General features: G+C 70.2%; 28 protein-coding genes. 9 read left to right on the forward strand and 19 right to left on the reverse strand.

Features of this window, described 5'->3' with window-relative positions:
* Positions 1–345 precede the first annotated feature (345 nt).
* Positions 346–1,530: a low temperature requirement protein A gene (locus BUS84_RS12005; RefSeq protein WP_074311407.1), complete on the forward strand. Its 1,185-nt coding sequence runs from the start codon at positions 346–348 to the stop codon at positions 1,528–1,530.
* A gap of 40 nt (positions 1,531–1,570) precedes the next feature.
* Here the strand turns inward: BUS84_RS12005 and BUS84_RS12010 are convergent, their stop codons facing one another.
* The 7 genes from BUS84_RS12010 to BUS84_RS12040 form a co-directional block, all read right to left on the reverse strand.
* Positions 1,571–2,758 carry a low temperature requirement protein A gene (locus tag BUS84_RS12010; RefSeq protein ID WP_074311409.1) on the reverse strand — a complete coding sequence of 396 codons (1,188 nt, stop codon included), beginning with the start codon at positions 2,756–2,758 and terminating at the stop codon, positions 1,571–1,573.
* 112 nt (positions 2,759–2,870) lie between these two features.
* Positions 2,871–3,722, reverse strand: coding sequence for a pyridoxal kinase PdxY (pdxY, locus tag BUS84_RS12015; RefSeq protein WP_074311411.1), 852 nt, complete (start codon positions 3,720–3,722; stop codon positions 2,871–2,873).
* 77 nt (positions 3,723–3,799) lie between these two features.
* Positions 3,800–4,408, reverse strand: a complete 609-nt coding sequence (locus BUS84_RS12020; RefSeq protein ID WP_074311413.1) for a hypothetical protein — start codon at positions 4,406–4,408, stop codon at positions 3,800–3,802.
* Positions 4,409–4,510: 102 nt separating this feature from the next.
* Positions 4,511–5,419, reverse strand: a complete 909-nt coding sequence (locus tag BUS84_RS12025; protein WP_143728341.1) for a hypothetical protein — start codon at positions 5,417–5,419, stop codon at positions 4,511–4,513.
* 151 nt (positions 5,420–5,570) lie between these two features.
* Positions 5,571–6,542 carry a pyridoxal-phosphate dependent enzyme gene (locus BUS84_RS12030; protein WP_074311417.1) on the reverse strand — a complete coding sequence of 324 codons (972 nt, stop codon included), beginning with the start codon at positions 6,540–6,542 and terminating at the stop codon, positions 5,571–5,573.
* 146 nt (positions 6,543–6,688) lie between these two features.
* Positions 6,689–7,555 carry an alpha/beta fold hydrolase gene (locus BUS84_RS12035; RefSeq protein WP_074311419.1) on the reverse strand — a complete coding sequence of 289 codons (867 nt, stop codon included), beginning with the start codon at positions 7,553–7,555 and terminating at the stop codon, positions 6,689–6,691.
* 149 nt (positions 7,556–7,704) lie between these two features.
* Positions 7,705–9,231, reverse strand: a complete 1,527-nt coding sequence (locus tag BUS84_RS12040; protein ID WP_074311421.1) for a glycerol-3-phosphate dehydrogenase/oxidase — start codon at positions 9,229–9,231, stop codon at positions 7,705–7,707.
* 45 nt (positions 9,232–9,276) lie between these two features.
* On the opposite strand from BUS84_RS12040, the gene BUS84_RS12045 reads away from it, so the two are divergent.
* The gene (locus tag BUS84_RS12045; protein ID WP_074311423.1) at positions 9,277–10,842 is read left to right on the forward strand and encodes an FAD-binding oxidoreductase; all 1,566 of its coding nucleotides are present in this window, start codon (positions 9,277–9,279) and stop codon (positions 10,840–10,842) included.
* A 1-nt stretch (position 10,843) separates the two neighbouring features.
* Positions 10,844–11,707 carry a diacylglycerol/lipid kinase family protein gene (locus tag BUS84_RS12050; RefSeq protein ID WP_074311425.1) on the forward strand — a complete coding sequence of 288 codons (864 nt, stop codon included), beginning with the start codon at positions 10,844–10,846 and terminating at the stop codon, positions 11,705–11,707.
* Positions 11,708–11,792: 85 nt separating this feature from the next.
* Here BUS84_RS12050 and BUS84_RS12055 read toward each other — a convergent pair whose 3' ends face one another.
* The 7 genes from BUS84_RS12055 to BUS84_RS38210 all read right to left on the reverse strand — a co-directional run bounded on the left by BUS84_RS12055 (position 11,793) and on the right by BUS84_RS38210 (position 16,050).
* The gene (locus BUS84_RS12055) at positions 11,793–12,383 is read right to left on the reverse strand and encodes a TetR/AcrR family transcriptional regulator (protein WP_074311427.1); all 591 of its coding nucleotides are present in this window, start codon (positions 12,381–12,383) and stop codon (positions 11,793–11,795) included.
* Positions 12,384–12,456: 73 nt separating this feature from the next.
* Positions 12,457–13,269, reverse strand: a complete 813-nt coding sequence (locus BUS84_RS12060; RefSeq protein WP_074311428.1) for an RNA polymerase sigma factor SigF — start codon at positions 13,267–13,269, stop codon at positions 12,457–12,459.
* Between the two features lie 207 nt (positions 13,270–13,476).
* Positions 13,477–13,956, reverse strand: coding sequence for a DUF3618 domain-containing protein (locus BUS84_RS12065; protein ID WP_074311429.1), 480 nt, complete (start codon positions 13,954–13,956; stop codon positions 13,477–13,479).
* A complete protein-coding gene (locus tag BUS84_RS12070; RefSeq protein ID WP_074311430.1) occupies positions 13,953–14,384 on the reverse strand; it encodes a phage holin family protein in 432 nt (143 codons plus the stop codon). Before BUS84_RS12070 ends, BUS84_RS12065 begins: the two co-directional genes overlap by 4 nt.
* Before the next feature lie 94 nt (positions 14,385–14,478).
* A complete protein-coding gene (locus BUS84_RS12075; RefSeq protein ID WP_074311431.1) occupies positions 14,479–14,709 on the reverse strand; it encodes a hypothetical protein in 231 nt (76 codons plus the stop codon).
* A 95-nt stretch (positions 14,710–14,804) separates the two neighbouring features.
* Positions 14,805–15,827, reverse strand: a complete 1,023-nt coding sequence (locus tag BUS84_RS12080; RefSeq protein WP_074312538.1) for a fatty acid desaturase family protein — start codon at positions 15,825–15,827, stop codon at positions 14,805–14,807.
* 58 nt (positions 15,828–15,885) lie between these two features.
* Positions 15,886–16,050 carry a hypothetical protein gene (locus tag BUS84_RS38210; RefSeq protein WP_159451013.1) on the reverse strand — a complete coding sequence of 55 codons (165 nt, stop codon included), beginning with the start codon at positions 16,048–16,050 and terminating at the stop codon, positions 15,886–15,888.
* A gap of 158 nt (positions 16,051–16,208) precedes the next feature.
* On the opposite strand from BUS84_RS38210, the gene BUS84_RS12085 reads away from it, so the two are divergent.
* From BUS84_RS12085 to BUS84_RS12095, 3 genes are all read left to right on the forward strand, one after another.
* Positions 16,209–17,036 (forward strand): Stf0 family sulfotransferase, encoded by an 828-nt coding sequence (locus BUS84_RS12085; RefSeq protein WP_159451014.1) that lies wholly within the window; start codon positions 16,209–16,211, stop codon positions 17,034–17,036.
* A 7-nt stretch (positions 17,037–17,043) separates the two neighbouring features.
* Positions 17,044–17,544, forward strand: coding sequence for a helix-turn-helix domain-containing protein (locus tag BUS84_RS12090; protein WP_425293429.1), 501 nt, complete (start codon positions 17,044–17,046; stop codon positions 17,542–17,544).
* Positions 17,545–17,661: 117 nt separating this feature from the next.
* Positions 17,662–17,964, forward strand: coding sequence for a GNAT family N-acetyltransferase (locus tag BUS84_RS12095; protein WP_074311433.1), 303 nt, complete (start codon positions 17,662–17,664; stop codon positions 17,962–17,964).
* Between the two features lie 17 nt (positions 17,965–17,981).
* Here BUS84_RS12095 and BUS84_RS12100 read toward each other — a convergent pair whose 3' ends face one another.
* Positions 17,982–18,437, reverse strand: coding sequence for a MarR family transcriptional regulator (locus BUS84_RS12100; RefSeq protein ID WP_208869587.1), 456 nt, complete (start codon positions 18,435–18,437; stop codon positions 17,982–17,984).
* Positions 18,438–18,524: 87 nt separating this feature from the next.
* Between BUS84_RS12100 and BUS84_RS12105 the strand changes: the two genes are divergently transcribed.
* Positions 18,525–19,067 (forward strand): hypothetical protein, encoded by a 543-nt coding sequence (locus BUS84_RS12105; protein ID WP_074311435.1) that lies wholly within the window; start codon positions 18,525–18,527, stop codon positions 19,065–19,067.
* A 185-nt stretch (positions 19,068–19,252) separates the two neighbouring features.
* A complete protein-coding gene (locus BUS84_RS12110) occupies positions 19,253–21,073 on the forward strand; it encodes an AMP-dependent synthetase/ligase (RefSeq protein WP_208869588.1) in 1,821 nt (606 codons plus the stop codon).
* Between the two features lie 84 nt (positions 21,074–21,157).
* Here BUS84_RS12110 and BUS84_RS12115 read toward each other — a convergent pair whose 3' ends face one another.
* From BUS84_RS12115 to BUS84_RS12130, 4 genes are all read right to left on the reverse strand, one after another.
* Positions 21,158–22,333, reverse strand: coding sequence for a zinc-dependent alcohol dehydrogenase (locus BUS84_RS12115; RefSeq protein ID WP_074311437.1), 1,176 nt, complete (start codon positions 22,331–22,333; stop codon positions 21,158–21,160).
* A gap of 8 nt (positions 22,334–22,341) precedes the next feature.
* Entirely contained in the window at positions 22,342–23,322 is a 981-nt protein-coding gene (locus BUS84_RS12120; protein ID WP_244298483.1) for an SRPBCC family protein, read from the reverse strand.
* Positions 23,323–23,507: 185 nt separating this feature from the next.
* Positions 23,508–23,945 (reverse strand): nitroreductase/quinone reductase family protein, encoded by a 438-nt coding sequence (locus BUS84_RS12125; protein WP_074311438.1) that lies wholly within the window; start codon positions 23,943–23,945, stop codon positions 23,508–23,510.
* A gap of 14 nt (positions 23,946–23,959) precedes the next feature.
* On the reverse strand, positions 23,960–24,082 hold the full coding sequence (locus BUS84_RS12130) for a ribosomal protein bL36 (protein ID WP_074311439.1): 123 nt from the start codon (positions 24,080–24,082) through the stop codon (positions 23,960–23,962).
* 297 nt (positions 24,083–24,379) lie between these two features.
* Here BUS84_RS12130 and BUS84_RS12135 point away from each other — a divergent pair, with 297 nt between their 5' ends.
* The gene (locus tag BUS84_RS12135; RefSeq protein WP_074311440.1) at positions 24,380–24,856 is read left to right on the forward strand and encodes a PPC domain-containing DNA-binding protein; all 477 of its coding nucleotides are present in this window, start codon (positions 24,380–24,382) and stop codon (positions 24,854–24,856) included.
* Positions 24,857–24,955: the final 99 nt, after the last annotated feature.

Genomic DNA, 24,955 nt, shown 5'->3' on the forward strand with positions numbered 1-24,955 from the left:
TGACGTCTCCCGAGGAAGCAATGCGGTGATGGCACAGACGGGTGATAACGCTACGCGCCCGGGGGCACTGGCTCACGGCCCATCCCGTCGCTGGCGCTCAGGGCGCGGCGGGTGCGTACGTGTCATCGATGAACAGCCGTCGGTTCTGAAGGCTGCCGCGAGTCCACTGTTGCTCGCGCGGTCCCCGTTCGTGGCAGGCTGGCGTCCCCGGTCGATGACGCGCCCTCAGATGCGCCCTTTCGGGTGTCCGAGCATGTCATGTTTTGTAGGTTCAGAGGTGCCAGGTACCTTGCCAGGTTGCCAGCGCCTCCGCTCCCGGTCGGGCGTCCCTAGGAGGCAGACGCCGTGACGTCGAGTCCGCTACCCCGGATTCTTCGCCGCCGCGGCGAGCCCGAGTTTCCGACCTTCCTGGAGCTCTTCTTCGATCTGGTCTACATCTTCATGTTCTCCCGGCTCGCCGCCGGGCTGGTGAACGACCTCAGCGCCCGCAACGCGGCGCAGACCGCCGTCCTGCTGCTGGCCGCATGGTGGGTCTGGGTGCTGACCGCGTGGCTCACCGACCTGTTCAACCCGCGGTTGCCGCTGGTCCAGGCCACCGTTCTCCTGGTCATGTTCGGCACACTGTTGATGGCCATCGCGATCCCGAGGGCCTTCGGCACACACGGGTGGCTCTTCGTCGCGGCGTACTTCGCCATCCACTTGGTCCGGGATTCCGTTCTCATTCCCGGCACCCGCATGAACCGGCCGATCCAGGCCAGGAGCATCCGCGTCTTCTTCTGGTTCGGCGTCACCGTCGGGCCATGGGTGGCCGGAGCCCTCGTGGACGGCACGGCCAGGCTGGTGCTCTGGTCCATCGCGGTCGCGGTCGACCTCGGGTCGGCCCGGATCGGTTGGCCGACACCGAGGCTCGGTCGGACCGAACTCGCCAGCCAGATCTTCACCGGTGCCCACCTGTCCGAACGGCACCGGCAGATCTTCATCATCTCTCTCGGCGAGTTGGTCCTGACCGTCGGTATGGGGTTGGCCGCCAGCGACTTCGAGGCCAGCCGGGTGGCGGCGTGCACTATCGCGCTCGCCAACGCGCTCCTGCTGTTCCAGATGTACTTCCACCGGATTCGACAGCTGCTGGCACCGGACGCCGTCTCGATGGTGGAGCGGGTCCGCTCCGGCACCGCCACCTCGTACACCCACCTGGTCATGGTGGCGGGGGTGGTGGTCATCTCGGCCGGCGACACGCTCGTCATCGACCGTCCGTTCGGGGAGGCGCCGCCAGGCTGGATCGTCGTCATCCTGGGTGGGCCCGCCTTGTTCCTGCTCGGCGGCTGTCTGTTCGACTTCGTGGTCACCGGTCGGATCCTCTGGCCACGGGTGCTGGGGATCGTCGTGCTGGGCGCCGTCGGACCCGCGATGCCGCTGCTGCCACCGCTCGCCATCATGATCGTGGCGAACCTGGTCCTGCTGCTCACGCTGATCGTCGAGACGGTGGCCCCCCGCTCGCGACTGACCAGCGCTCCGCTGCCCGCCGGGTGAGCCGGCACCGCCACCGGTCGGTGGTACCGACCCGACCGGGTCAGCGCAGCGCCGGTGGTGCCGCCGTTCGGGGGTGCAGCCGGGTGCTCAGCAGATTCGCCACGGCGACCAGGGCCAGAACGATCATGGCGAGGAGGGCGACCACGAGCGGCGGCAGCAGGTACGTCACCGGTGCCACCCCGCCCAGCAGGACCAGACCAGCCAGCCGCGACCTGGACACCCGACCGAACACGGTGTAGTCCAGCACCCCACGGCCGAGCAGGAAGAGAGCCGGGCCGCCGAGGATGACCACGGCCCAGGACGGTGGGGTCTCACCGAACGGCCGATCGACCACGAGCGTGCCGGTGACCGCCGCACCCCCGATGCCGGCCACCATGATCAGGTGAGTGACCGCGGCGGACTGGCCGAGCAGTGAGGGTCTCGTCGACTTGGCGATCGCCTCGGTCAGCATTTCTCCGGCCCGGTAGATGTAGATCCGCCACATCAGCACCACGATCAGGAAAACGACCACGAGCGCCCAGACCCGCGGAGCCCTGTAGTCGCTGTCGCTGAAGGCTTCGGCGACCGCGAAAATCGATACGCCGAGCGCGACGATGACGAACTGGCGGTACCGCTCGGAGAGCCTCTCACCGGCCAGCCTCCACTCCTCCGAGCGCGAACGCCCCATTCCTGGCACGGGCCAGCCGAGCGCGGCCGCGGCGTACTCGATCCCGACGGCCACCGCCCAGAGCACCAGGCGAGCCGTGTCGCCGAGGAATGCCCCACCGATCCACCCGATCCCGGCGACGACCTCCCAGAACAGGATCCGGCTGCACCTCCGCCGCTGGACCGGCTCCCGCACGACCAGCATGAGGTAGACGCTGGAGCCCAGGTGGATCGCCAGGTACGTGCTCGCGAACAGCAGGCCGCGGCTGCCGTACGCGTCGGCAACCGTGGCCGCCAGCAGCAGGCTTGCCGCCATCGTCCCGATGAACTGCACCTGGAGCGCTGACCGGGCCCGGTCGAGCGTGTCACCCGACCACGCGGTCAACGCCCAGATGAACGTGAACGCGAGCAGCAGCACCAGGGTCTGGGCGGCACCCGTCCAGGTGAGCTCGTTGGCCAACTTCTCGGCGAGGGAGATCAGCGCGAAGACGTAGACCAGGTCGAAGAACAACTCCAGGAATGCCGGATGCGCCGGATTCTTCCGGCCGGGGTCCGCCGACCGGGCGTCGCTCTCCGCAGCCATCGATCACCCCGTCGCGCCCGTTCACGGTCACCCGCTTGACGACACTACGGGTTGCGGGTCAGCAACAGAGGGTGGTTGCCCGGGGCGGCTCGCGGGGACCGCGTACCGGTGGTCAGCGCAGGCGCCGGGCGGTGAACCTGGTTGGCGGATCGGCGATCGCGTCCTGGGCCGCGATCAGTTGAATCTCCCGGGTGCCCGCCGCGAGGGTTGCCTCCAGGACGGCGAAGACGGAGGCGATGGTGCGTTCCAGCGCCGTCGCGGGCGAGCCCGTCGTGCATAGATGCGCGAGGTACAGCGCCGCGGTGACGTCGCCGCCGCCGTTCGGGTTGATCGGCAGCAGCGGCGTGGTGACCGCCCAGGCGCCCTCGTCCGAGACAGCCACCACCTCCAGTGACCCCTCCGGCACGTCGCCGTGCAGGACGCTGGTGACCAGGACGTGCCGCGGCCCCGTCTCGCGCACCACGTCGACCGCCGCCAGCACCTCCGTCAGGGAGTTCGTCGTACGGCCGGCGAGAAAGTCCAGCTCGAAATGGTTCGGGGTGATGATGTCGGCGCGCGGGACGACGATGTCCCGCATGTACTCCGGGATACCCGGCCGGACGAACATCCCGCGGCCGATGTCGCCCATCACCGGGTCACAGCAGTACACGGCGGCCGGGTTGGCCGCCTTGACCTTGTCCACCGCGTCGAGGATCACCGCGCCCATCGCCGGGTCGCCCTGGTAGCCCGACAGCACCGCGTCGGCGCTGCCGAGGACCCCGCGGTCCGCGATGCCATCGATCACCTCCGCCACCTGGGCCGGCTCCAGCAGCGGCCCGCGCCATGCGCCGTACCCCGTGTGGTTGGAGAAGTGGACCGTCAGCACCGGCCAGACCTCGTGCCCGAGCCGCTGGAGGGGGAAGGCGGCCGCTGAGTTGCCGACGTAGCCGTAGGCGACCGAAGACTGGATGGACAGGATCTTCACCGCCCCATCATGGCGGTTCGCGCCGGTGGCACACGAGGACCCACCATTTGTGTCGGGTGGCCCACTCCGGGCGCGCCCTACCTGGGCTCGGAAATCGACGCGCGATTGATGTAGGCGACCTGGGTGGCGAAGGCCAGCAGGGCCAACACGGTGCCGACGCCGATCGCGAACCCGGACGACAGCCCCGCAAGTCCGGCCAGCAGCGTGACCGAGAGCCCCGCCAGCAGCGCGTTCACCGCACCCACCATCGCCGCCGTGGTGAGCAACATCTGCGCCCGCCCGGGCGCGCTGCCGACCGCCGCCCAACTCGCCCGCATGGTGCCCTCACTCTGCACCGCATCGGCGAAGAAGTCGTGCTCGGCGGCCAGCCGGTGCTGGTAGTACGCCCTGATGCGTTGGATCCGCGCGAGATCCAGCTCGTTCTCCACCATGTCCTGCACCAGCCGCAGGAATGTGAGCAGCCCGGTGATCATCAGCGTGGGCAGCACCGCCCCGAGGTACGGCCCGACGAACGCGGCGTTGCTGGAGACGAAACCGAGCCCGATCAGAGCGGCAGAGAGCATGGAGAGGAAAACCGTCGCCCGACCCACCGACTCGGTGACGGTGGCGCTGCGGGAGGTCTGAAGCACGAAATGCTCGGTGGTCAGGGCGGTGAGCAACGCCTGCTCGCGTTCTCCGTCGTCCATGCACCTCACCGTCCGCGCTGAGCAGGGGACATTGTCACGATACGAGGTCCGGGGTTGCGCGGGTCCGGAAAACCGAGGGCCGGGCTCGTTTTCTGCCTGCGGTCAGGCCCCCTCCGGCCCGCGACCGCCGTGGTGACCCCGACGGTCGTCCCCGTCGCCGGGATCCACGCCCCGCGCCCCGTCATCGCCGCCATCGCTGCGGCTGAGCCCATGGCCCCAGGTCGGTGCCGCGAGCACGAGCAGTGCGATCGCAAGGACTGGCATGAGCGCCAGCAGTGGTGCCGTCACCAGGCCGGGCGAGGAAGCGTGGCCGAGCGCCACCGCACTCTCCAAGCGGATGCCCGGCTCAAGGAATCCGGGTTGGTCGCTGAACGAGTGCAACTCTTGCAGGACAACCGGCCGGAGCGGCGCCACAGCCGCCAGGTCAGCGTCGATGACGGCAGCGGCCAGCAGAAAGGCCCCCAGCATCGCCGGGACACCGAACCGCCGCTGCCGGCCGGCGGCCACCACGAGCACCGTCAGCCCGGCGGCAACCGCCAGCATGGTCGGCAACCGGACGGCGAGCGCGACCAGCAGCCGGGGCAGGTCGCCTCCGCCGACGGGGGCGAGCAGGACGACGGCCAGCCCGGCGACGGCGGCCCACGCGACCCAACGGATCCAGCGTGTGTCGGTCCGCGGCCGACCGGTCAACGTCACCACCGATCCGCCGCAGATCAGCGACATGCCCAGCAATGCCGGCCAATGCTGGGTGACCTGCGCCGACAACGCCTCACCCAGCCACGCGAGATCGTCGGCGAGGGACGGGCGTGGAGCGTTCAGCGGCGCGTAGAACGGCGACAGGTACCTCGGCCCGTCCGAGCCCTTCGCCGACAGCACGGCGTCGACGGCGAGCACGCCGACACCAGCGGCCACGGCGACGCGGCCGCGCCCGGTACCGAGCAGCACGATCACCGCGAGGCCGGTCAGTGCCACCGCGATCGCCTGCCCCGCGAGGACCCACGCGCCCGACATCGCGCCAGCCACATGCACCACCGACGCGCCGGCAACCACCGACCAACACACCGATCCAGGAGACAGCCGCACGGCGAACATCCAACCACGGCACCCGGTCAGCTCGTCGCCTCCGATGCCCACCAACCCGGACGACGCCGACCGCTGTTCCCTATCGTCCAGGCGCGAGGCTTTCGGCGTACGCGGGAATCTCGGGGTGCCCGAACAGCCCGGGAAGCCCGCCCGTGTGGATGAAGACCGTCGTGTCGCCCGGTTCGATCTCGCCTCGCCGGATCGCCGCGATGAGCCCCGCCATCGCGCGCCCGGTGTACGTGGGGTCGAGGATGATCCCCTCGAGCCGGGCGACGAGCGTCAGCGCCTCCTGGACCGTCGCGGTCAGGCTCGCGTAGCCGCTGCCGACCTGGTCACGGTCGACCCGCAGGTCTTCGGCACGAACATTCGGCGAGAGCGGGGTGACGAACGACGCGACGCGCTGCCGGGGGTCGACCACCGCCCCCACGTCGACGCCCAGCGTGCGATCCGGGCCCAGGCTCGCGACGAGCCCGGCCATCGTTGCGCCCGAGCCGAGCGCGACCACGGCGGTACGCAGGTCGGGCACCTGGGACAGCAACTCCTCGCCGCACTGTGCGTAACCGCGGGCCGCCAACGCGGTGGACCCGCCGAACGGGATGAGGGCGGGGCGTGCACCTTCGGAACGCAGCCGGTCGCACACCCGCGTGGCGGCGTCTGCGAGCGCCGGCTGACCCTGCACACCGGTGAAGACGACCTCGGCGCCGAGGAACGCATCCAGAACGAGGTTGCCGGTTCGAGCCACCGGCGGTTCACCCGGGAACACCAGCACGGCGCGCAGGCCGAGGCGCGCGGCGGCCGCGGCGGTGAGCCGGGCGTGGTTGCTCTGTGGCGCCCCCGTGGTGACCAGCGTGTCGGCGTCATTCGCGAGTGCTTCGGCGACCGTCCACTCCAACTTGCGGATCTTGTTGCCGCCGCCGCCGAGGCCGGTGAGGTCGTCCCTCTTGACGAGCAGGTCATCGCGACCGAGCCCGAGCGCGGTGGCCAGGCGGGGCATCGGCTCCACCGGTGTGGGCCACGTGCCGAGCGCGAGCGGAACGATCGGTCCGGACATGCTGGTGGCTCCTCAGTGTCGGCGTGGCACGGCAGCGGTCGGCGCGACTGGCACCCTATGTCCCGGCCGTCCGGTCGCCTCCACTCGCCGGCCGCCTCGGCGTTCGGTCGGCAGCAAGTGGCGGTCGCGACCGGCCGCCCGCCGCTCTACCTCAGGAAATCCAGCAGGTGCCGTGCGGTCTCCTCGGGAGCCTCTTCCGGAATGAAGTGCCCAACCGGGACCGGCCCGCCGCGAACGTCGTCGGACCATTGCCTCCAGATGCCGAGCGGGTCGTCGTAGAGCTTCGCGACCTGACCCTGTTGACTCCAGAGAAACAGCACGGGGCACGCGATCTTCCGGTTGCCTCGGTCCGCCTCGTCCTGCTGGTAGTCCAGCGTGGCGGCGGCGCGGAATTCCTCGCAGATCGCGTGGACGGTAGCGGGATCGCTGAACTGTCGGACGTAGGCGGCCCGCACCTCGGCTGGGAACGCGTCCTTCACCTCAGGCCACGTGTCGAGCATGAAGTCCACGAGGACGGCGGGCGCCGCGTCGATGAACCGCTCGGGCACCGGCGCCGGTGCCGCCAGGAACGACCACACCCAGTACGAGAGGCTGAACGTCTTGTCGGCACGGTCGTACACGTCGCCGACCGGCACGACGTCCAGGACGGCGAGCCGGGTGACGACGTCTGGTTCGTCGAGCGCGAGACGGTAGGCGCACCGTGCCCCGCGATCATGCCCGACGAGCCTGAACCGCTCATGACCCAGACTCCGCATGACCTCGATCTGGTCGCGGGCGATCGCTCGCATGCTGTACGGCTCGTGATCGGCTCTGCTCGGCGGTTTGCTGCTGTCGCCCCAGCCGCGCATGTCGGTTACGACCACGGTGTGGTTCTCGGCAAGCTGCGGCGCTACGCGATGCCACATGAGGTGCGTCTCGGGAATGCCGTGCAGGAGCAGAACCGGGGGCCCGCTTCCGCCGCGGCGTCCGTGGATCGTCGCCCCCGACGTCGGGATGTCGAACCCCTCGAACATCGCCCCGGACCCCCCTCCCGCGACTCTTGAGGACCGTCGTCGCACGATCTGCTCGTGGCTCGCTGGAGGACCGGCTCCGCGCTCTCCTGGGCCAGGTACGACGCTAGCAGGGGAAGAGGAAATGGTCGGACTTCAGACGGAATATCCGGTCACGCCTCGGCGGCCAGCGCGAGGACGTCTCGCGCGGTGGGCAGTGCGGCCTCGCGGTGCGCCGGGACGAGACCGATGCGGGTGCGCCGGTCGAGCAGGTCGTCGACAGTGAGTGCGAGTTCGTGCCGGGCGGCCCAGAGGAGTTCCGCGCCGGTGACCGGGATGTCGGGGCCGATCGGCTGCCGGAGTTCGGTGGGCGCGTCGGCCAGGACGTTGACGGCCTCGGTGCCGTACCGGTGGATGAGCCGGCGTGGCGCGGGGACTCGGGCCAGCTGCGCCCTGCTCGCCGCGCCGGGCAGCGGGAGGCGGCGGGTGCGGCACCGGCCGGCAGCGAGGCGGCGCTGACGGATGGCGGTGTCGACGGCGTCCTGGGCCATCCGGCGGTAGGTGGTGAGCTTGCCGCCGATCACGCTGATGATCCCGTCGGGATCGTCGATGACGGCGTGTCGGCGGGACAGGTCGGCGGTTCGGGTGTCGGCGTCGGCGAGCAGCGGCCGTAGCCCGGCGTAGGCACCGAGGACGTCGGTGGGTTGTAGCGGCTGATCGAGGACGCTGTTGAGGACGTCGAGCAGGAACGCGATGTCGGCGTCGGTGGGTTGCGGCACATCGGGGACCGGTCCGCTCACCGGCTCGTCGGTCAGCCCGGCGTACACCAGGCCGTCGGTCTGGGGCAGGGCGAAGACGTAGCGGGTGAACTCGCCGGGGACCGGGATGGTGAGGCCGGCCCAGAGCCCGCCCAGACGGGCGGCGGACAGGACGATGTGGGTTCCGCGGGACGGACGCAGGTGTACGTGTGGAGTCAGGCTGCTGGCCCACACGCCCGTGGCGTTGATGACGGCTCGGGCGGCGACGTGCATGCGTGCCCCGGTGCGGGTGTCCTCGATGGTGGCGCCCTCCCGGTGCAGGCTGATCGCCCGGCAGCGGGTCAGGATGCGGGCGGAGTGCGCCGCGGCGGCGCGCGCGAGGCCGACGACGAGGCGAGCGTCGTCGCAGAGCTGGCCGTCCCAGGACAGGTGTGCACCGCGCAGGCCGCCCGGCCGCAGGGCGGGTGCCATCGCGCGCGCCTCGGCCGAGCCGAGCCGGCGCGTTCCGGGCAGAGTCCGTCGGGAGGTTCCGGCGCAGGTGCGCAGCAGGTCTCCGGCGTGCAGGCCGGCCGCCGCGGCACCCGCCTGCCAACGGCTGGTGTACGCGGTCGCCGGGAGCAGCATCGGCAACGGGCGCGTCAGGTGCGGCGCGGTGCGAGTGAGCAGCAGGTGGCGCTCGGCGGCGCTCTCGTAGGCGATGCCGACCTGGCCGTGTGCGAGATATCGCAGGCCCCCGTGGATCAGTTTGGAGCTCCACCGGGAGGTGCCGTGGGCCAGGTCGTCGGCGTCGACGGCGACCACGGACAGTCCACGGCTCGCGGCGTCGAGCGCCACTCCGGCGCCGGTGACGCCCAGCCCGACCACCAGGACGTCGACGGGCGCCCCGGCGGCCAGCTCGGTGAGGTCACGTTCCCGGCGGGAGACGGTCAGCGAGGTTTTCACACGCCTCCTTGCGATGCAGTGACGTTCGATGTCACTCTGTCACACATGAATATGGAAGGGGAAGCGTCGACCGTCGGGTGGGCCCGCTGGGGCGCCACGAAGAACGCGAAGGCGCTACCGGACTCCGCTTCGACGCTGCTGGCGCAGGTGCTCGAACTGACACCGCCGCCGCCGGCCGTACCGCTGGCCGAGGTGACGGTGCCCGACTGCGAGCTGGACGACACGGTCCTCAGCGCGCTGCGACGGGCCCTGGGCGCCGAGCACGTGGTCACCACCCACGACGCCCGGGCACGACACGCGTCCGGCATGTCGACACCGGACCTGCTACGCCACCGGCACGGCGAGGTGCCGGTGGCACCGCAGGCCGTGCTGCGCCCGGCAGACCACGCCGAGGTGCTGTCCATCCTCGGCCTCTGCTCCCGGTACCCGGTGGCCGTGGTCCCGTTCGGTGGTGGCACCTCGGTCGTGGGCGGGCTCACGCCGTCCGCGACGCGGCACGTCGCCGTCGATCTGAGCCGGCTGGACAATGTCGTCGCCATCGACCCGTTGTCGCGGACCGCCACGCTCCAGGCCGGGCTGCGCGCCCCACGGGCCGCCGAGCTGCTCGCCGAGCACGGGTTCACCCTCGGCCACGTCCCGCAGTCCTACGAGTACGCCACCATCGGTGGATTCGCCGCCACCCGATCGTCCGGCCAGGCGTCGGCCGGCTACGGCCGCTTCGACGACATGGTCATGGCGCTGACGGTCGCCACGCCGCGGGGCACCGTCCGGGCGGGCCGCGCCCCCGCCTCGGCCGCCGGCCCCGATCTGCGGCAACTGTTCCTCGGCAGCGAGGGGGCACTCGGCGTCATCACCGACGTGACCGTCCGGATCCGACCCCTGCCAGCGCAGTCACACTACGAGGGCTGGTGGTTCGAGTCGTTCGCCGATGGCCTGCACGCCGTGCGGCGGCTGGCGCAGGACGGGCCGCGGCCCACGGTGCTCCGACTGTCCGACGAGGTCGAGACCATGATCGGGGCGACGGGATCCGGGCGCGCCGACGGCGGCTGCCAGCTCATCGCCGGGTACGAAGGCACGGACGTCCTTCCCACCGTCGAGGCGGCCGCCGATGTGCTGGCGGCGCACGGCGGGGTGCCACTGGGCGACGAGCCGGGTCACCAGTGGGCGCGGCACCGCTTCGACGCCCCCTATCTGCGGGACGCGCTGCTGGACGCGGGGGCGTTCGCGGAGACCCTGGAGACCGCGGCGTACTGGTCGGCGCTGCCGGAGGTGCACGACCGGGTCCGGCTGGCGATCCTCGACGCGTTGCCGGACGGGGCGCTGGTGTTGGCGCACGTGTCCCATGTCTACGAGACCGGCGCGTCGCTGTACTTCACGGTGATCTGCTCTCCCGGCTCGGATCCGGTCGAGCGCTGGCGCAAGGCGAAAGCGGCGGCCAGCGACGCGATCGCCGCCGCGGGCGCCACCATCAGCCACCATCACGGTGTGGGCGCGGATCATCGCCCCTGGTACGCCGCTGAGATCGGCGATGTCGCCGTGGACCTGCTGCGATCGGTCAAACAGCAGTTGGATCCGGCCGGCATCCTCAATCCCGGCATCCTGGTGCCGTGAGGTGCGGTCCTTCGCAGTGATCCTCGGGCCCACCGCGCGCCGAGGGTTGTCCCGCCTGATGCCGGTGGCCCATCTGCTCCGCGCCGCCGGCGCCCGGATCCGGGTCGAATACACCCAGACAGCCGAGCAGGCCCGCCAGTGCGCCACGGCGGCGGTGCACGGCGGTGAGGTGGTCGTCGCCGCCGGGGGCGACGGCACCATCCGGCTGCTCGCCGGCGTGGTCGCCGACACCGACGGGCTGCTAGGCGTCGTCCCCGCCGGTCGTGGCAACGACTTCGCCCGCCAGCTCGGGTTGCCGCACTCCCCGGACGCGGTCGCGGACCTGCTGCTGCACGGACGGCCGCGGCACCTCGACGTCCTGAGCGTCGCGGGGCGGACCATCGTCGGCAGCGTCTACGTCGGCGTCGACGCGGCGGCCAACGAGCTGGCGAACCGGTCGCGTCTGCCCGCGCCGCTGGTGTATCCCACCGCCGGTCTGCGGGCGCTGCTGCGCTGGCCGCGCACCCGGTACACGATCACGGTGGACGGCCGGACGGAGCAGACGTACGCCTACACGGTGGTGGTCGCCAACTGCGGGTACTACGGCGGTGGCCTGCACGTCGCCCCGGCGGCGCAGCCCGACGACGGGACGATGGACGTCGTGGTGATCGGACACGCGCCCAAGCTGCTGTTCCCGATCGCGCTGCGACAGATGCGCACCGGCCGGCACGTGGAGCGCCGGCACGTCTTCTCCTACCGCGGCACGTCGGTCACCGTGTGCGCCGACCGTCCGATGACCGTGTACGGCGACGGTGATCCCGTCGGCCGGACCGCCGAGCTGCACGTCGAGGTCCGCCCGCGGGCGCTGCGCGTCATCGCCGGCTAGGTGCCCGGCTTCCAACAGATCGACACCGTGCGTCACGGAGAACACGAGCACGTCCTGCTCATGCTGGCGAGTTCGCCGGGAAAGCCTAGGCCGGTCGTAGGTAGCCGTCGACGAGCAGCGCCAGCTCCCGGTCGAACTCGGCGAGCGGCACGTCGTCGGCGACCGTGCGGACGGACAGCACGAAGGACTGCGTGGTCAGAAAGACAGCGCGGGCCATGACGTCGGGTGTGCCGGGCCGGATCGAGCGGTCCTCGTGACCGTCGGCCAGCGCCGCCGCGAGGAACTGGAGCATCTCGTCCTGCCCGTTGCCCCGCCGGTCCAGCAGGTACGGGAGCAGCACCTCCGGATCGACGTCACGGATCTTGCACAGCAGCGGGTGGTCCCGCAGCTGCCCCGCCACCGCGACCACCCGCGACACCAGACGTGACCGGGCAGAGCCGCCGGCCTCGGCGTCCGCCGCGGCCATCAGCACCTGATGCCACTCGCGGCTCATCAGGTCCCCGATCAGGGACTGCACGTCCGGCCAGCGCCGGTAGACGGTCATCCGGGAGACGCTGGCGCGTCGCGCCACGTCCGTCATCGTCGTGCGACGGACGCCGTACGCCAGCACGCAGTCACGGGCAGCGTCGAGAACCGTGTCGTCGACGCTGCGCTCGGACTGGCTCGCCTCCACCACGTCGACTGTCTACCACAGCGGCGATGTGGCCCCGGCCGCGGACGCGCGCGTCACGGATGATGCGGGCAGCGGCTCAGAAGGTGTCGACCAGCTGCGTACGCAGCTTGGCGAGCGCGCGGGCCAGCAGCCGGGATACGTGCATCTGGGAGACGCCAACCTGGTCGGCGATCTCGCTCTGCGTCTGGTTGCCGTAGAAGCGCAGGGTGAGGATCTTCTGCTCCCGCTCGTCGAGCGTGGCGAGCGCCGGGCCGAGAGCCACACGCAGCTCGGCCAGGGCGAACTCGGCGTCCTCGTCGCCCAGCATCTCGCCCAGTTCGGTGCCGCGCTCGCCGTCGCCGACCGGGGTGGACAGCGACACCGCGTTGTACGCCCGCGCACCCTCCAGCCCTTCCAGCACCTGTTCCTCGGTGAGCCCGAGGTGAGCGGCGATGTCGGCGACGGTCGGCGAACGACCCAACGTCTGCAGCAGCGTGCTGTTGGCGTCCGAGATCGCCAGCCGCATCTCCTGGAGCCGGCGGGGCACCCGGATGTCCCACGTGCGGTCCCGGAAGTGGCGCTTCAGTTCCCCGACGATCGTGGGGATCGCGTAACCGGCGAAGTCGACGCCACGGGAGGGGTCGAACTTGTCGACCGCCTTGATCAGACCCAGTGCGGCGGTCTGTGTCAGGTCCCCGGTCGGCTCGCCGCGCCCGCTGTAGCGCCGGGCGAGATGATTGGCCAGCGGAAGCCACGCCTCGATCGCCTGGTCCCGTAGCGCGGCGCGCGACGGGTGGTCGGCGGGCAGCGCCGCCATCGCGAGAAGCAGCGTGGTGGCGGGTGAGTCGGTCGAGGCGTCGTGGTCAATGGAAGTGGTCGTCGTCGCGGGCCGGTCGGTGGTGGTGATCATGCTGGTTCCTCCGCATCGCACCGGCCGCGCTCCGTCTGTCCGGCGCCAACCGTCTGAGCAGAGAGTAGACCAAAGGCCACTTGAAACCTAGCCGAACGGATGATGCGGCGTTGCCATACGCCATGAAACCAGGCGCCGGCATCGGCGCATGAGAGTGGCGGAGGCGCGAGTGTTTCAGTCGTCGCAGTCCAACCGTTGCACTCTCCGTCACCTCAGGCACCTCAGGCGGCGACGTCGATAGGCCATGACCGCGAGGCTGGCCGCGGCGCCGGTGGCGACCAGGACCGGCGCGGGTTTCGCGCGTATCGAGCTGCCGATCCTGGTTGACGCGGCGCGGGCGGAGGTGACAAGGGTCGAGCCGGCCTTACCGGTGGTCTGGGTGCCCGCTATCGCCGATTCTCGTACCGCAGTGGTGGTGTCCTGGGCTGTCCGCTTGACCGACTTGGCGCGTTGGGAGCTCTTCTGGCTCATCGTGCGCGTCATCTGGGTCGCGGTGCTCTTCGCGGACCGACTGGCCTGGGTGACGCGCTGTCGGAGTTCACTCGCAGCGGTGCTGGCCTTGGCGCGAAAGCGGTTCTTGACGTCGGTCTTGGCGGCCAGGGCGGCAACGGTATCGCCGAGGTCCGCGCGCGTCTGCTGGATGTCGCGTCGCGTCTGTTCCGGATCGCTTCCCGCTGGCATGCTCATGGCTGCCTCCGGCTGGCTGCGTTTCGAATCGTCTCGGCGTCCGCGCGTACGCTGTCCCGAGTCGCCGTTGGCATGGCGGGCATGGCCTGGGTCACCTGCTGCTTGCCGCGTTTGGCCACTATGGCGGCGGCGATGGCGAGGATGACGGTGACGATCAAGGCGGCCAGCGCATCCGGAATGATCGCGGCCAGGGTCAGCACGACGGTGGCGACGAGCATGCCGCCGGCGTAGAAACCGAGCATCGCGCCGCCGCCGAGCATCCCGGCGCCAGAGCCGGCTCGTTTGCCCTTCGCGGTCATCTCCGCCCGCACCATCGTCAACTCGTCGCGGACCAGCCGGGTGATCTGTTCCGTGGCGCGCTGCACGAGCTCAGCGACTGGCGTGTCGGCAGATGCGCCGCCAGGGCTGCCGCTGGAACGCTCCGCCATGAGTGCCCCTCCTTCTCTCGATGCCGCGCCGAACGGCCAGATGTCCCGACGAGGACCTGGGTGGCCACGTCCGCTGAAGCAGTGGATCGTCGGTTCAGCCCTGCGGGGCCGCTGGCGTGCTCACGGATTTCTGCGCGGGACTGTCGTATCGTCCGCCCAGCGGCGGGGCCGACTGGCCCAGTTGGGCACCGGCGGCGTCCGCCGGGGTGTCGGCCTCCTGCCAGCGGCGCCGCAACGTCAGCATGCCGACCGCCCCGGTCAACGCCCCCGCGGCGAAAGCGAGAATCAGGGCCGGTCGCCTGGTCGAGGGTCTCCTGCTTGCCATAACTACTCCCGAAAATCATCCTGCCTGATTAGTACTTACTTGTCCGACTGTGCCCGCGAAGACGGCCAGCCTCTGCGAGATGGCGCCAGGGCACCTCAGCGCACCGCGACGTCGGTTCGAGGGTCTGGGCTTCCCACCTCCCGCAGGTGGCGCAGCCCCTCCGCCCAGGAGCGGCCCAGACTGGTTTCGTGGTAGTCGATGCCGTGCTTGGCGCAGAACCGCTGGATCAATGGCCGGGCACGACGCAAATTGGGGCACGGCATGTTCGGGAACAGGTGATGTTCAATCTGGTAGTTCAGGCCGCCGAACACGGTGTCGAGGACCCTCCCGCCCCGGACGTTGCGGGAGGTGACCACCTGCCGCCGCAGGTAGTCGAGGTTGTCCTCAGCGCCGAGGATCGGCATGCCCTTGTGGTTGGGCGCGAAGGAACAGCCGAGGTAGAGGCCCAGCACGCCCTGATTGACGAGGATGAACGCGACCGCCTGCGCGGGGCTCAGGACCAGGAACACCGCGGCGAGGTACCCGCCCAGATGCAGGGCCAGCAGCCCCGCCTCGGCGGGCCGACGCGCCAGGCGGCGCGGGCCGAGGACAGCCCGCAGGCTGATGGCGTGCAGGTGCAGGCCCTCCAGCAGAAGGAGTGGAAAGAAGAGGTACGCCTGGTGACGGACGAACAGTGCGCCGAGGCCGCGCCGCCGCCGGACCTGGTCGGGGGTGAATGACAGGGGCGCCACGCTGATGTCGGGGTCCTTGCCTTCGGTGTTCGGGTGGGCGTGGTGCCGGTTGTGTTTGTCCACCCACCAGCCGTAGCTGATCCCGGTCAGGAGGTTGCCGTGCACGATGCCGATCAGGTCGTTCGCCCGGCGCGAGCGACCTATCTGCCGGTGCCCGGCATCGTGACCGATGAACCCGGCCTGCGCGATCACCACCGCGAGGGCCACCGCCACGCCGAGCTGCCACCACGACTCACCGAGTCGCCCGAACAGCGCCCACAGCCCTGCGAAGGCACCGACGACGAGACCGATACGCACCACGTAGTAGCCGCGCCGCCGCTCGAGCAGACCCGCTTCGCGGACCTGCCGGGACAGGTCGGCGTAGTCGCTGCCCCGCTGGCGGTCCATGCCGAGACTGGTGTCGCTCACGATGACAGCTCCCGCCGACCCCTGTCCGCCGGATGTCTCAGCGGCGTCGGCTCGACCGGCCGGTCAGGCGGCCCATCAGCTGTTGGAGCTTCTGTTGCGTGCTGGGCTTGGCCGCCTGGCGGCGGCCCCGCTGCATCAGGTCACGCCCTCGTGGGCTGTTCAGCAGGCCCTTGATCCGTTGGCTCATCGATCCCGATGTCACGGCGCACTCCCCTCTGGCCGGCCCCCGCCGGCGGGCTCCCGTACTGCCAGTTTCGCCTGACCAGCCTGCCGGTCGGACGGGATTGGGCAGATTGCGCGGAGTGGAGCCGGGACGAGGTCGGCGAAGGAAGACAACAGCGGTTACGTCATGCTGTGCCGATGACCGCCGGAGATCGAGTGGACTCCTATTTCATCTGCGCCACCCCGCGCACCGGCAGTTCGCTGCTCCTGGGGTTACTGGAGTCCACGGGCGTCGCCGGCCACCCGCAGGCGTACTTCCGCGCTCCGGACGAGCCGTTGTGGGCTGAGCGATGGATGCTTCCCCGCACCCCTGCCGGTGGGTTCGATCACGCGGCCTACGTACGTGCGGCACGTGACGCCGGTCGCACCGACAACGGGGTGTTCGGCGCGAAGCTGATGTGGGGCGCGCTCGACGAGCTGGTCGACAAGCTCGGCAGGGTCCACCCCGACCTCGCCGGCCAGGATGTCGCGTTGCTGGAGCGGGCATTCGGTCGTACCCGGTTCGTGTATCTGCGGCGTGACGACGTACTGGCACAGGCGGTGTCCTGGCTGCGGGCCGAGCAGACCCAGGTCTGGTACGTCGGTGGTGACGGCGAGATCAGCGGCGGCGGCGACCGCAACGGGCAGGAGCCGGACTTCGATACGGACGGGATCGACGGCCTCATTCAGACGATCGAAGAGCACAACGCCGGATGGCATGCGTGGTTCTCCGCGGCCGGTGTGCGTCCCCACGTCGTCCGCTACGAGGATCTCGATGAGGACATGGTCGCCGCCACGCGTGGAATCCTGGATTTCCTCGGCCTAGACCTGCCGGACGGTCGCGCTGTCGTGCCCCGACACCAGCGTCAGGCCGACGACCTCAACCGTGAGTGGATCCAGCGATACCGGGCCGGGTCGCCGATCGCGACGGGCCAACCCGGTATTGCTCAACCCGTCCAGCGCTTGCCCCGCAGTGACCGTCAGTGATCATACGATGCCGGACCGCAGCGCCGGACAGCGACGGTCGGCGATCGAGGTTAGCCTGAGCGTCGACCACGGGGGAAGCGACGGCCAGGACATGGGTGAGATGCCGGCAACCGCGCAGGCAGCGTTCGCGCGGTTCGTCCGCCACGCGGTCGAGGCCGCCCGCGACGAGCGCGGTTGGCCGGTCGCAGAGGTGGCGGCTCGCAGCGGCGTCAGCCGCTCCACCGTCTTTCGATGGTTGTCGGGTGACTGGCAGCACCACCCGGAACTCCCCAAGGTGCGCACCTTCTGCGCGGTCCTGGACGTGCCGCTCGGTGTGGCGCTGCGCGCCCTCACCCCGCCGCCAGCGGACGCGCCACAGCCCTCCCCGCCCCGGACAGATCCGAGCGTGGAGGCGCACATCGCGGCCATCCGCGACCGACTCGCCGACCCCCGCACCTCCGCCGCCGACAGGCAGCACATCCGCGCCACCCTGCAGATGCTCGCCCTCGCTGAGTCCCGCGCCGGCTGACCGCCTCAGGACGTCGGATGGGCGGCTCGGCTCGGCCGGGCAGCGCGACCAGCATGCGGTCACTGGCGTAACCATTCTCACCGGCCGGTCGGCTGACCAGCGTGGTTGGATGGGCCGGTGCAGTTCACCGTGACAGACGCGCCGACGCGGGAGCGATTCGAGGCGCGCGACGAGGCGGGCGTGGTCGCCGGAGTGGTCACCTACCAGCTGACCGGCACCATCATCGTCTACACCCACACCGAGGTCGATCCGGAGTTCGAGGGCAAGGGCGTCGGGTCGACCCTGGCTCGCGCGGTGATGGACGACGCGCGGGCCAGGGGCCGGACCGTCGTCCCGCTCTGCCCGTTCCTCAGCAAGTGGCTGGTCAAGCACCCCGAGTACGAGGACATCGTCGCCCGATCGACCCGCAAGGTGAAATAACGTACCGCCCGTTCCGGTCAGGCCGGCGGTCCCGCCGCCGACCGCCCCTGTTCGGTGAGCCGTGCGGTCTGGGATCGGAGCACCCGCACCGTGTTTTCGATGTAATCGACCACCGTGGCCATTTGTCGTTCGTCGTACCGGCTCATGAAGGCATTCATCTCCCGGCTCAGATCGGCGAAGATGCCGGTGAGGTCGGGGGCCCGAGATGGATCCGCGGTCACCAGCACCCGCCGCCGGTCGCTCGGGTCGGGCTCGCGGCGAACGTAGCCGGCCTGTTCGAGCCGATCGACGATCCCGGTGACGGCGCTGACGCCGACCCCGAGTTGAGGTGCCAGGGCACCGGTCGGCAGCGGGCCGGCGCGCATGATCAGCCCTAGGGCCTTGTGCTCGGCGGCGTTCAGGCCGAGCCGTCGCGCGATCGCCTCGTGAAACAGCACGACCGCCGTGCTCAACTCCCAGCCGTAATCTGTCATGCCCTCATCCATTGCTCCAGTTTGATGGATAGTCCATCATCAGAGATAGTTCATGTCTCTGAAGTATAGCGACCGGAGGGCAGCGTCATGCGGACGGGGCTCGCACTCAGCGGGGCGGCTTTTCGGTGGGCGACGCACTTCTACGCCCGACACTTCTGGCTCGTGTTCGGCCTGTCGATGATTCCAACCGCGCAGCGGTTCATCGCGGTCCGCTACGGTGACGACCTGCCGGCCGTCGCCCAGGTCGGCGGCGAGATCCTCACAGGGCTCGCCCGGTTGCTCCTGGTCGGCGTCGTCCTCCATCTGGCGTTCCGGGAACCCGGCCTGTCCAACCTGACCCTTCGTGAGCGCTGGCTACGGCTGGCGGCCGGAATCGACGCGCGGGTCCGCGACTTCTGGTTCCAGTTTCTCGTCCTGGCGGCAGCCTTCGTGGTGCTCGACGTCCTGCCAACCACCGCCATCGCTCTCTGGGTGCCCGACGAGCGGCAGAATCTGATGAATTCCGTGCTGGTGAGCGCGAAGAACCCCACGGTGATCGCCTTCACGATCCTCTGGATGATCGGCGTCGGGCGGACCCTGATGGTGCGCCGCCAGCAGACCGTGCCAATCCAGGAGTCGTCCGCGACCTGAGGCGGCGTCGCGGTGGTGAGCTCGGCAGCGGCCACCGCCTGAGTCATCGCACGGGACGGCGGCGCAAGCGGCGGTTTCGTCGTTCACCGTCGTCGTGACCGCCGGCGGCGTCATCATGACCGCGTAGCCGCTTCGGTCGCCAGGCGGGCGCCGGTGGTGGAGGGGGTGCGGCGAACGTGCGGGAGATGTCGGTTGCGCCGGTGGTCACGGGGGCCGCCTCACCGGGCCTGGCGGACATGGTGTGGGACAACGCGCGTCAAGATCCCGAAGGGGTGCAGTTCCTGCGTCCGGCGCCGGTCTCTCGGGCCTGGCCGGCGGGGCCATCGGCACACGGGGCCGTGCCCGTGACGTGCGCGCAGTTCCACGCTGACGTGCTTACTCTCGCCCGCGGCTTCATCGACGCCGGAATCGGGCACGGCGACCGGGTGGGGTTGATGAGTCGCACCCGCTACGAATGGACGCTCGTCGACTATGCGCTGTGGTCGATCGGGGCCGTCACCGTCCCGATCTACGACACATCCAGCCCGGAGCAGATGGAATGGATCCTCGCGGACTCCGGTGCGGTGGGATGTGTGGTCGAGGCCGACAAGCACGCCGCCATGCTCGCCGGCCTGCGCGATGGCCTGCCCGCGGTGCGTCAGGTATGGCGGATCAACGCCGGGGACCTGATCGCGCTGGCCGGTCAGGGTCGGGCCATCGACGACGCCCAGGTGGACGTCCGCCGCACGGCGGTCACAGGCAGCGACATGGCGACGATCGTCTACACCAGCGGCACGACCGGCCGGCCGAAGGGCTGCGTGCTGACGCACCGCAACATCTACTGCGACATCAGCAATGCCACCGCGGTACTGCCGGAGCTGTTGCATCCGGGAGCGTCGACGGTGCTGTTCCTGCCGTTGGCGCACGCGTTCGCCCGCCTGATCCAGGTCGGCATGGTGCTGACCCGCGCCACCCTGGTGCACAGCGCCGACATGACCGGAGTACTGAAGCAACTACAGCAGCACCGTCCCACCTTCATCCTCGCCGTGCCGAGGGTGTTCGAGAAGATGCACACCCAGACACGGCAGAAGGCCGCCGACGCACACCAGGAATGGCTGTTCAGCATCGCGGACGCCGTCGCGGTGCGCTACAGCCGCGCCATGGACACGCCACAGGGCCCAGGAGGACTGCTGCGGCTGACGCGCAGGGTGTTCGACGTGATCGTCTATCGGAAACTGCGGGCCGCGCTGGGCGGACGCTGTCACACCGCGATCGTCGGTGGCGCCCCGCTCGGGGAGCGCCTCGGTCATTTCTTCCGCGGCGCCGGCCTGACCGCGCTGGAAGGGTACGGGCTGACCGAGACATCACCGGCGTTGACGCTGAACCTGCCGACCGCACTTCGGATCGGCACGGTCGGTCGCCCGATCCCCGGCGTGCAGATCCGCATCGCCGACGACGCGGAGGTCATCGCGCGCGGCGAGATGGTGTTCGGCGGCTACTGGAACAACCCGGACGCCACCCAGGCCACCTTCACGTCGGACGGGTGGCTGCGAACCGGGGACCAGGGCAGCCTCGACGACGACGGCTTCCTGCGCATCACCGGCCGTACGAAAGAGATCATCGTTACGGCGGCGGGAACGAACCTCGCCCCCGCCCCGGTCGAGGAACGCATCCGCGCCCACCCCCTGATCAGTCAGTGCGTCCTGATCGGTGATCACCGGCCGTACGTCACCGCGCTGATCACCATCGACCAGCAGGAGTGGAAGCGGTGGACGGCCAGCCACGGCCATCCCCACGCGTCGATAGCCGACCTACGAGAGAGCCCCGACCTGCGCAAGGAGGTCCAGGGAGCCGTCGACGAGGGCAACGAGACGGTGTCCCGGGCCGAGAGGGTCAAGATCTTCCGCATCCTGTCCCGAGACCTCACCGAAGCCGACGGAGAACTCACCCCCACCCTCAAGATCAAGCGCGAGGTGGTGGAGTCACACTTCGCCGCCGACGTCGACGCCCTCTATCGCGGGCACTGACCCCGCGACCCGCACGGAACGCCGGGGCGGCAGACCACTCAACTCGGCCCGCCGCCCCTCTCGTTCCGGCGCGCGTCCCCGGCGCTACGGCTTGAGCACCACCTTCAGACACTCGTCCTGCTTGTTCTTGAAGATGTCGAACCCGTGCGGGGCGTCCTCAAGCCGCATCGTGTGGGTGATGATGAAGCTCGGGTCGATCTCGCCCTTGCGGATCCGTTCCAGCAGCGGCCGCATGTAGCGTTGAACGTGCGCCTGCCCGGACCGCATGGTCAGCGAGCGATTCATGAACGAGCCCATCGGGAACTTGTCGATGAAACCGCCGTAGGCGCCAATCACGGACACCGTGCCACCGTTGCGGCAGCTCAACACCGCCTCCCGCAGCGCGTGCGGCCGGTCAGGCTCCGTCTTCGTCACCTGCTTGGCCTTGTCGTACGCGTGCAGCGCGGCCGACGCGTGGTGCCCCTCCATGCCGACCGCGTCGATGCAGGCGTCCGGCCCGCGACCGGCCGTCATCTCCCGCAGGGCGTCCAGGACGTCGGTCTGCTCGTAGTTGATCGTCTCCACGCCGGTGTTCTCCCGGGCGACCCGCAGCCTGTAGGGGAACCGGTCGATGACGATGACCCGTTCCGCGCCGAGCATGAGGGCGCTCGCGGCAGCGAACTGGCCGACCGGCCCGGCACCCCAGATCGCGATGGTGTCACCGCGCTTGATGTCACACATCTCGGCGGCCATGTAGCCGGTGGGCAGCACGTCAGACAGGAACAGCACCTGCTCGTCCGCCAGGTCGTCCTCGATCTTGATGGTCCCGACGTCGGCGTAGGGCACCCGGGCGTACTGAGCCTGGCCGCCCGCGTAGCCGCCGAGCAGATGCGAGTAGCCGAAGATGCCGGCGGGCGAGTGGCCCATCACCTTCTCCGCTATCGCCGCGTTCGGGTTCGAGTTCTCGCAGATCGAAAAGAGGCCGTCCTCGCAGGAAGCGCAGTTGCCGCAGGCGATCGGGAAGGCCACCACCACCCGGTCGCCGACGCTCAGACCGTCCCGAACGCCCGGACCCAGTTCCACGACCTCGCCCATGAACTCGTGACCGAGCACGTCCCCCTTCTTCATGGCCGGGATGTACCCGTGGAGAAGATGCAGGTCCGAGCCGCAGATCGCCGTCGAAGTGATCCGCACGATGGCGTCGCGTGGGTTGAGGATCTGCGGGTCGGGGACGTTCTTGACCGCCAGGTTGTTGGGTGCGATCCAGCAGTTCGCTCTCATCGTTCCCCCTACCTGCCGGACCCGCGCGTCGCCAGCGGCTGCGCCGGGCGCTGCTTCAGCTGCTGCTGGATGTTGCTGCCGTCCGGACTGCCATCGGAGCGGGTGACCTCGCCGGTCTCGATCACCTGCTTGAACCTGCGCAGGTCGTCGCAGACCTGCTGCTGCGGGTTCTCACCGAACAGCTTGGCGACCCGCGCGCCGAACATGCCCCCGGGCACCCGGTAGCCAAGCTCGACCCGCACCTCGGTGCCGCGCCCCCCGGTCGCCGGGACGAAGCGCACCGAGCCGGAGTTGGGCACCCGCGCACCGTCCACAGAGCGCCAGCTGATCAGCTGGCCCGGGCGGTCGTCGACGATCTCCGCGTCCCAGCTGACCTTCCGACCGGCCGGCGCCTTCGCCGTCCAGCGCGACCGCCGGTCACCCGTGGTCTGCACCGACTGGAGGTGGGACATGAAGCGCGGCAGGTTCTCGAAGTCGTGCCAGAACCGGTAGGCGTCCGCGGCACTGCGGTTGATGGTCACCGACCCGTACACCCGCTTGGCGTCCCGCCCCCGCCGCCCACGGGTGGCCCGCACCGCGGTGTACAGATCGACCGCGGTGATCCCGGCCAACGCCCAGGTCGTGTACGTCAGGCGCTGGCGCTGCTCGCCACACCGACCCTTCATCGCCTGCCCGGCGGCGGCGAGGTCCAGCACGTCGCCGGCGACCCGCGTCCACGCCCCCCACCTCGCGCGCCGGGGAATCAGCAGCGCGGCGGCGTGGCCCAGCTCGCGGACCCCCGCCGCCGCCAACACCTGCCGCGCGGTGGGCGAGTCGTCGACCCCGGTCAACCGGCTCACCTGCTCCCGGCGCGCGAGGACGGTCACACCCAGACCGAGGCTGAGCCAGCCCAGGAACCGGGCCAGCCCCTCCGATCCGCGGTCCCGCCCGGCCCGCTCGATTCCCAGGCTGTCGGTCACCGACCGGACACCCATGGTGGTTTTTCCCATGATCACCCCTCGTGAGTTCTTCGTTGTCGGCCGCGCCGTACCGGACGGCCGTCGCCCGACGTCGAGCCGTTGAGGGGATCGGCCCGCACGCCTCCCAGCAGATCAGGCGGATGCGGTCCGCGCCGGCCGACCGGGAAGATGAGGGTCGAGGGAACGGGCGGGACCGCGGCCACGCCCGGCGGGAATCACGGTGGATCCAGATCGATGCGCACCGTCAGCGGGTTCGCGTTCATCGCCTTCGAGGTGCGCAGGCAGAGCCGGCGCATGAAACCGCTCCGCGCGAGGATCCGCTGGCGCTCGTGGGGATCATCGTCCTCGACCAGCCGCGCCGTTCCGGCCCGCCAGCGTGCACGCGGCCCGCCGCCCACCTTGACCCGGACGTGGGGATCGGCCTCGACGTTTCGCACCCAGTCGGCACGGCGCCCCCGCTGCGAGACCAGCCAGAAGACATCACCGTCCAGGCCGTCACACACCGGGGTGTACCGCGGCTGCCCCGTACGCCGTCCGCTCGTCTCCAACAGGGCATCGCCGGGGATCGGAATTTTCCAGTCCCACGCTCGCCTGACGATCGGGTTGATCAGGCGCTGCTGGAGCACGCGAGGCATCCCGGCCAGCGAGAACATGACAGGATCCGCTCTCAGCCCTGCCGGGCCTTCTGACGCCGGTCGGACTTGTTGATCACGAAAGTCCGGCCCCGGCGGCGTACCACGATCGAGTTCATCTTGTTCTTCAACCCGCGCAGTGAGTTCCTGACCTTCATCGCAGTCACCCTCTCCTGGTCGTATCCGGGTTCCGATCGACGATCCGGCACCCGCGTGGCGATCCACAACGAGATGCGACGACTCGCCCTTCACGGGCCTCGTGCGCCACAGTCGCTCCGCCACGGCCCCGCTCGCGTACCCGACGCGTCCTCGCTCATTCGTGGCGTCGATGCTGGCCCGACGCCGCCAGCAGCGAGCCCCGGCGCGGCCCATGCACGCGCCGCCATCGGGTATCACAGGTGGCGCGACACCGGCACGCGGCCGGGCCGTGCATCATCCGGCAGGGAGGCACGACCATGAGGAAGACCGAGCTGACCGACGGTGGCCGACGCGTCGTGGTGGTCGCCGTGGACAAGGGTGAGGACGCCGTGGCGGCCATCCACGACGCGGCAGCCGAGTGCGACATCCGCGGCGCGCGTGTCACCGCTGTCGGCGGGTTCCACTCGGCCGAGGTGGGCTACTTCGACCGCGAGAAGCGTGACTACATCCGCATTCCCGTGGACGAGCAGGTCGAGGTCCTGTCGCTGCTCGGCGACATCGCCGACGACCGCGGCACGGTCGCCCTGCACGCGCACACCGTCCTCGGTCGTCGGGACGGCACGACCGTCGGCGGGCACCTCATGCGGGGTGAGGTCTGGCCGACCCTGGAGGTCATCATCACCGAAGTCGGCACCAATCTCACCAAGCAGGTCGATCCGGAGACCGGCCTCGCCCTGTTCCCGGCAACCACCAACCGGACACCGATCACCGCGCAGGATCGCACCGCTCGATGACGGTCCGACGACCCGTCCTGATGGCGTCCCGACCCCGGCCCACATGTCTGCCATCGCCGCGGGTAGATCGGAGCGCACCGAGACGAGGCGAGGTGAACG

The sequence above is a fragment of the Micromonospora cremea genome (assembly GCF_900143515.1).
Lineage (GTDB): Bacteria > Actinomycetota > Actinomycetes > Mycobacteriales > Micromonosporaceae > Micromonospora > Micromonospora cremea.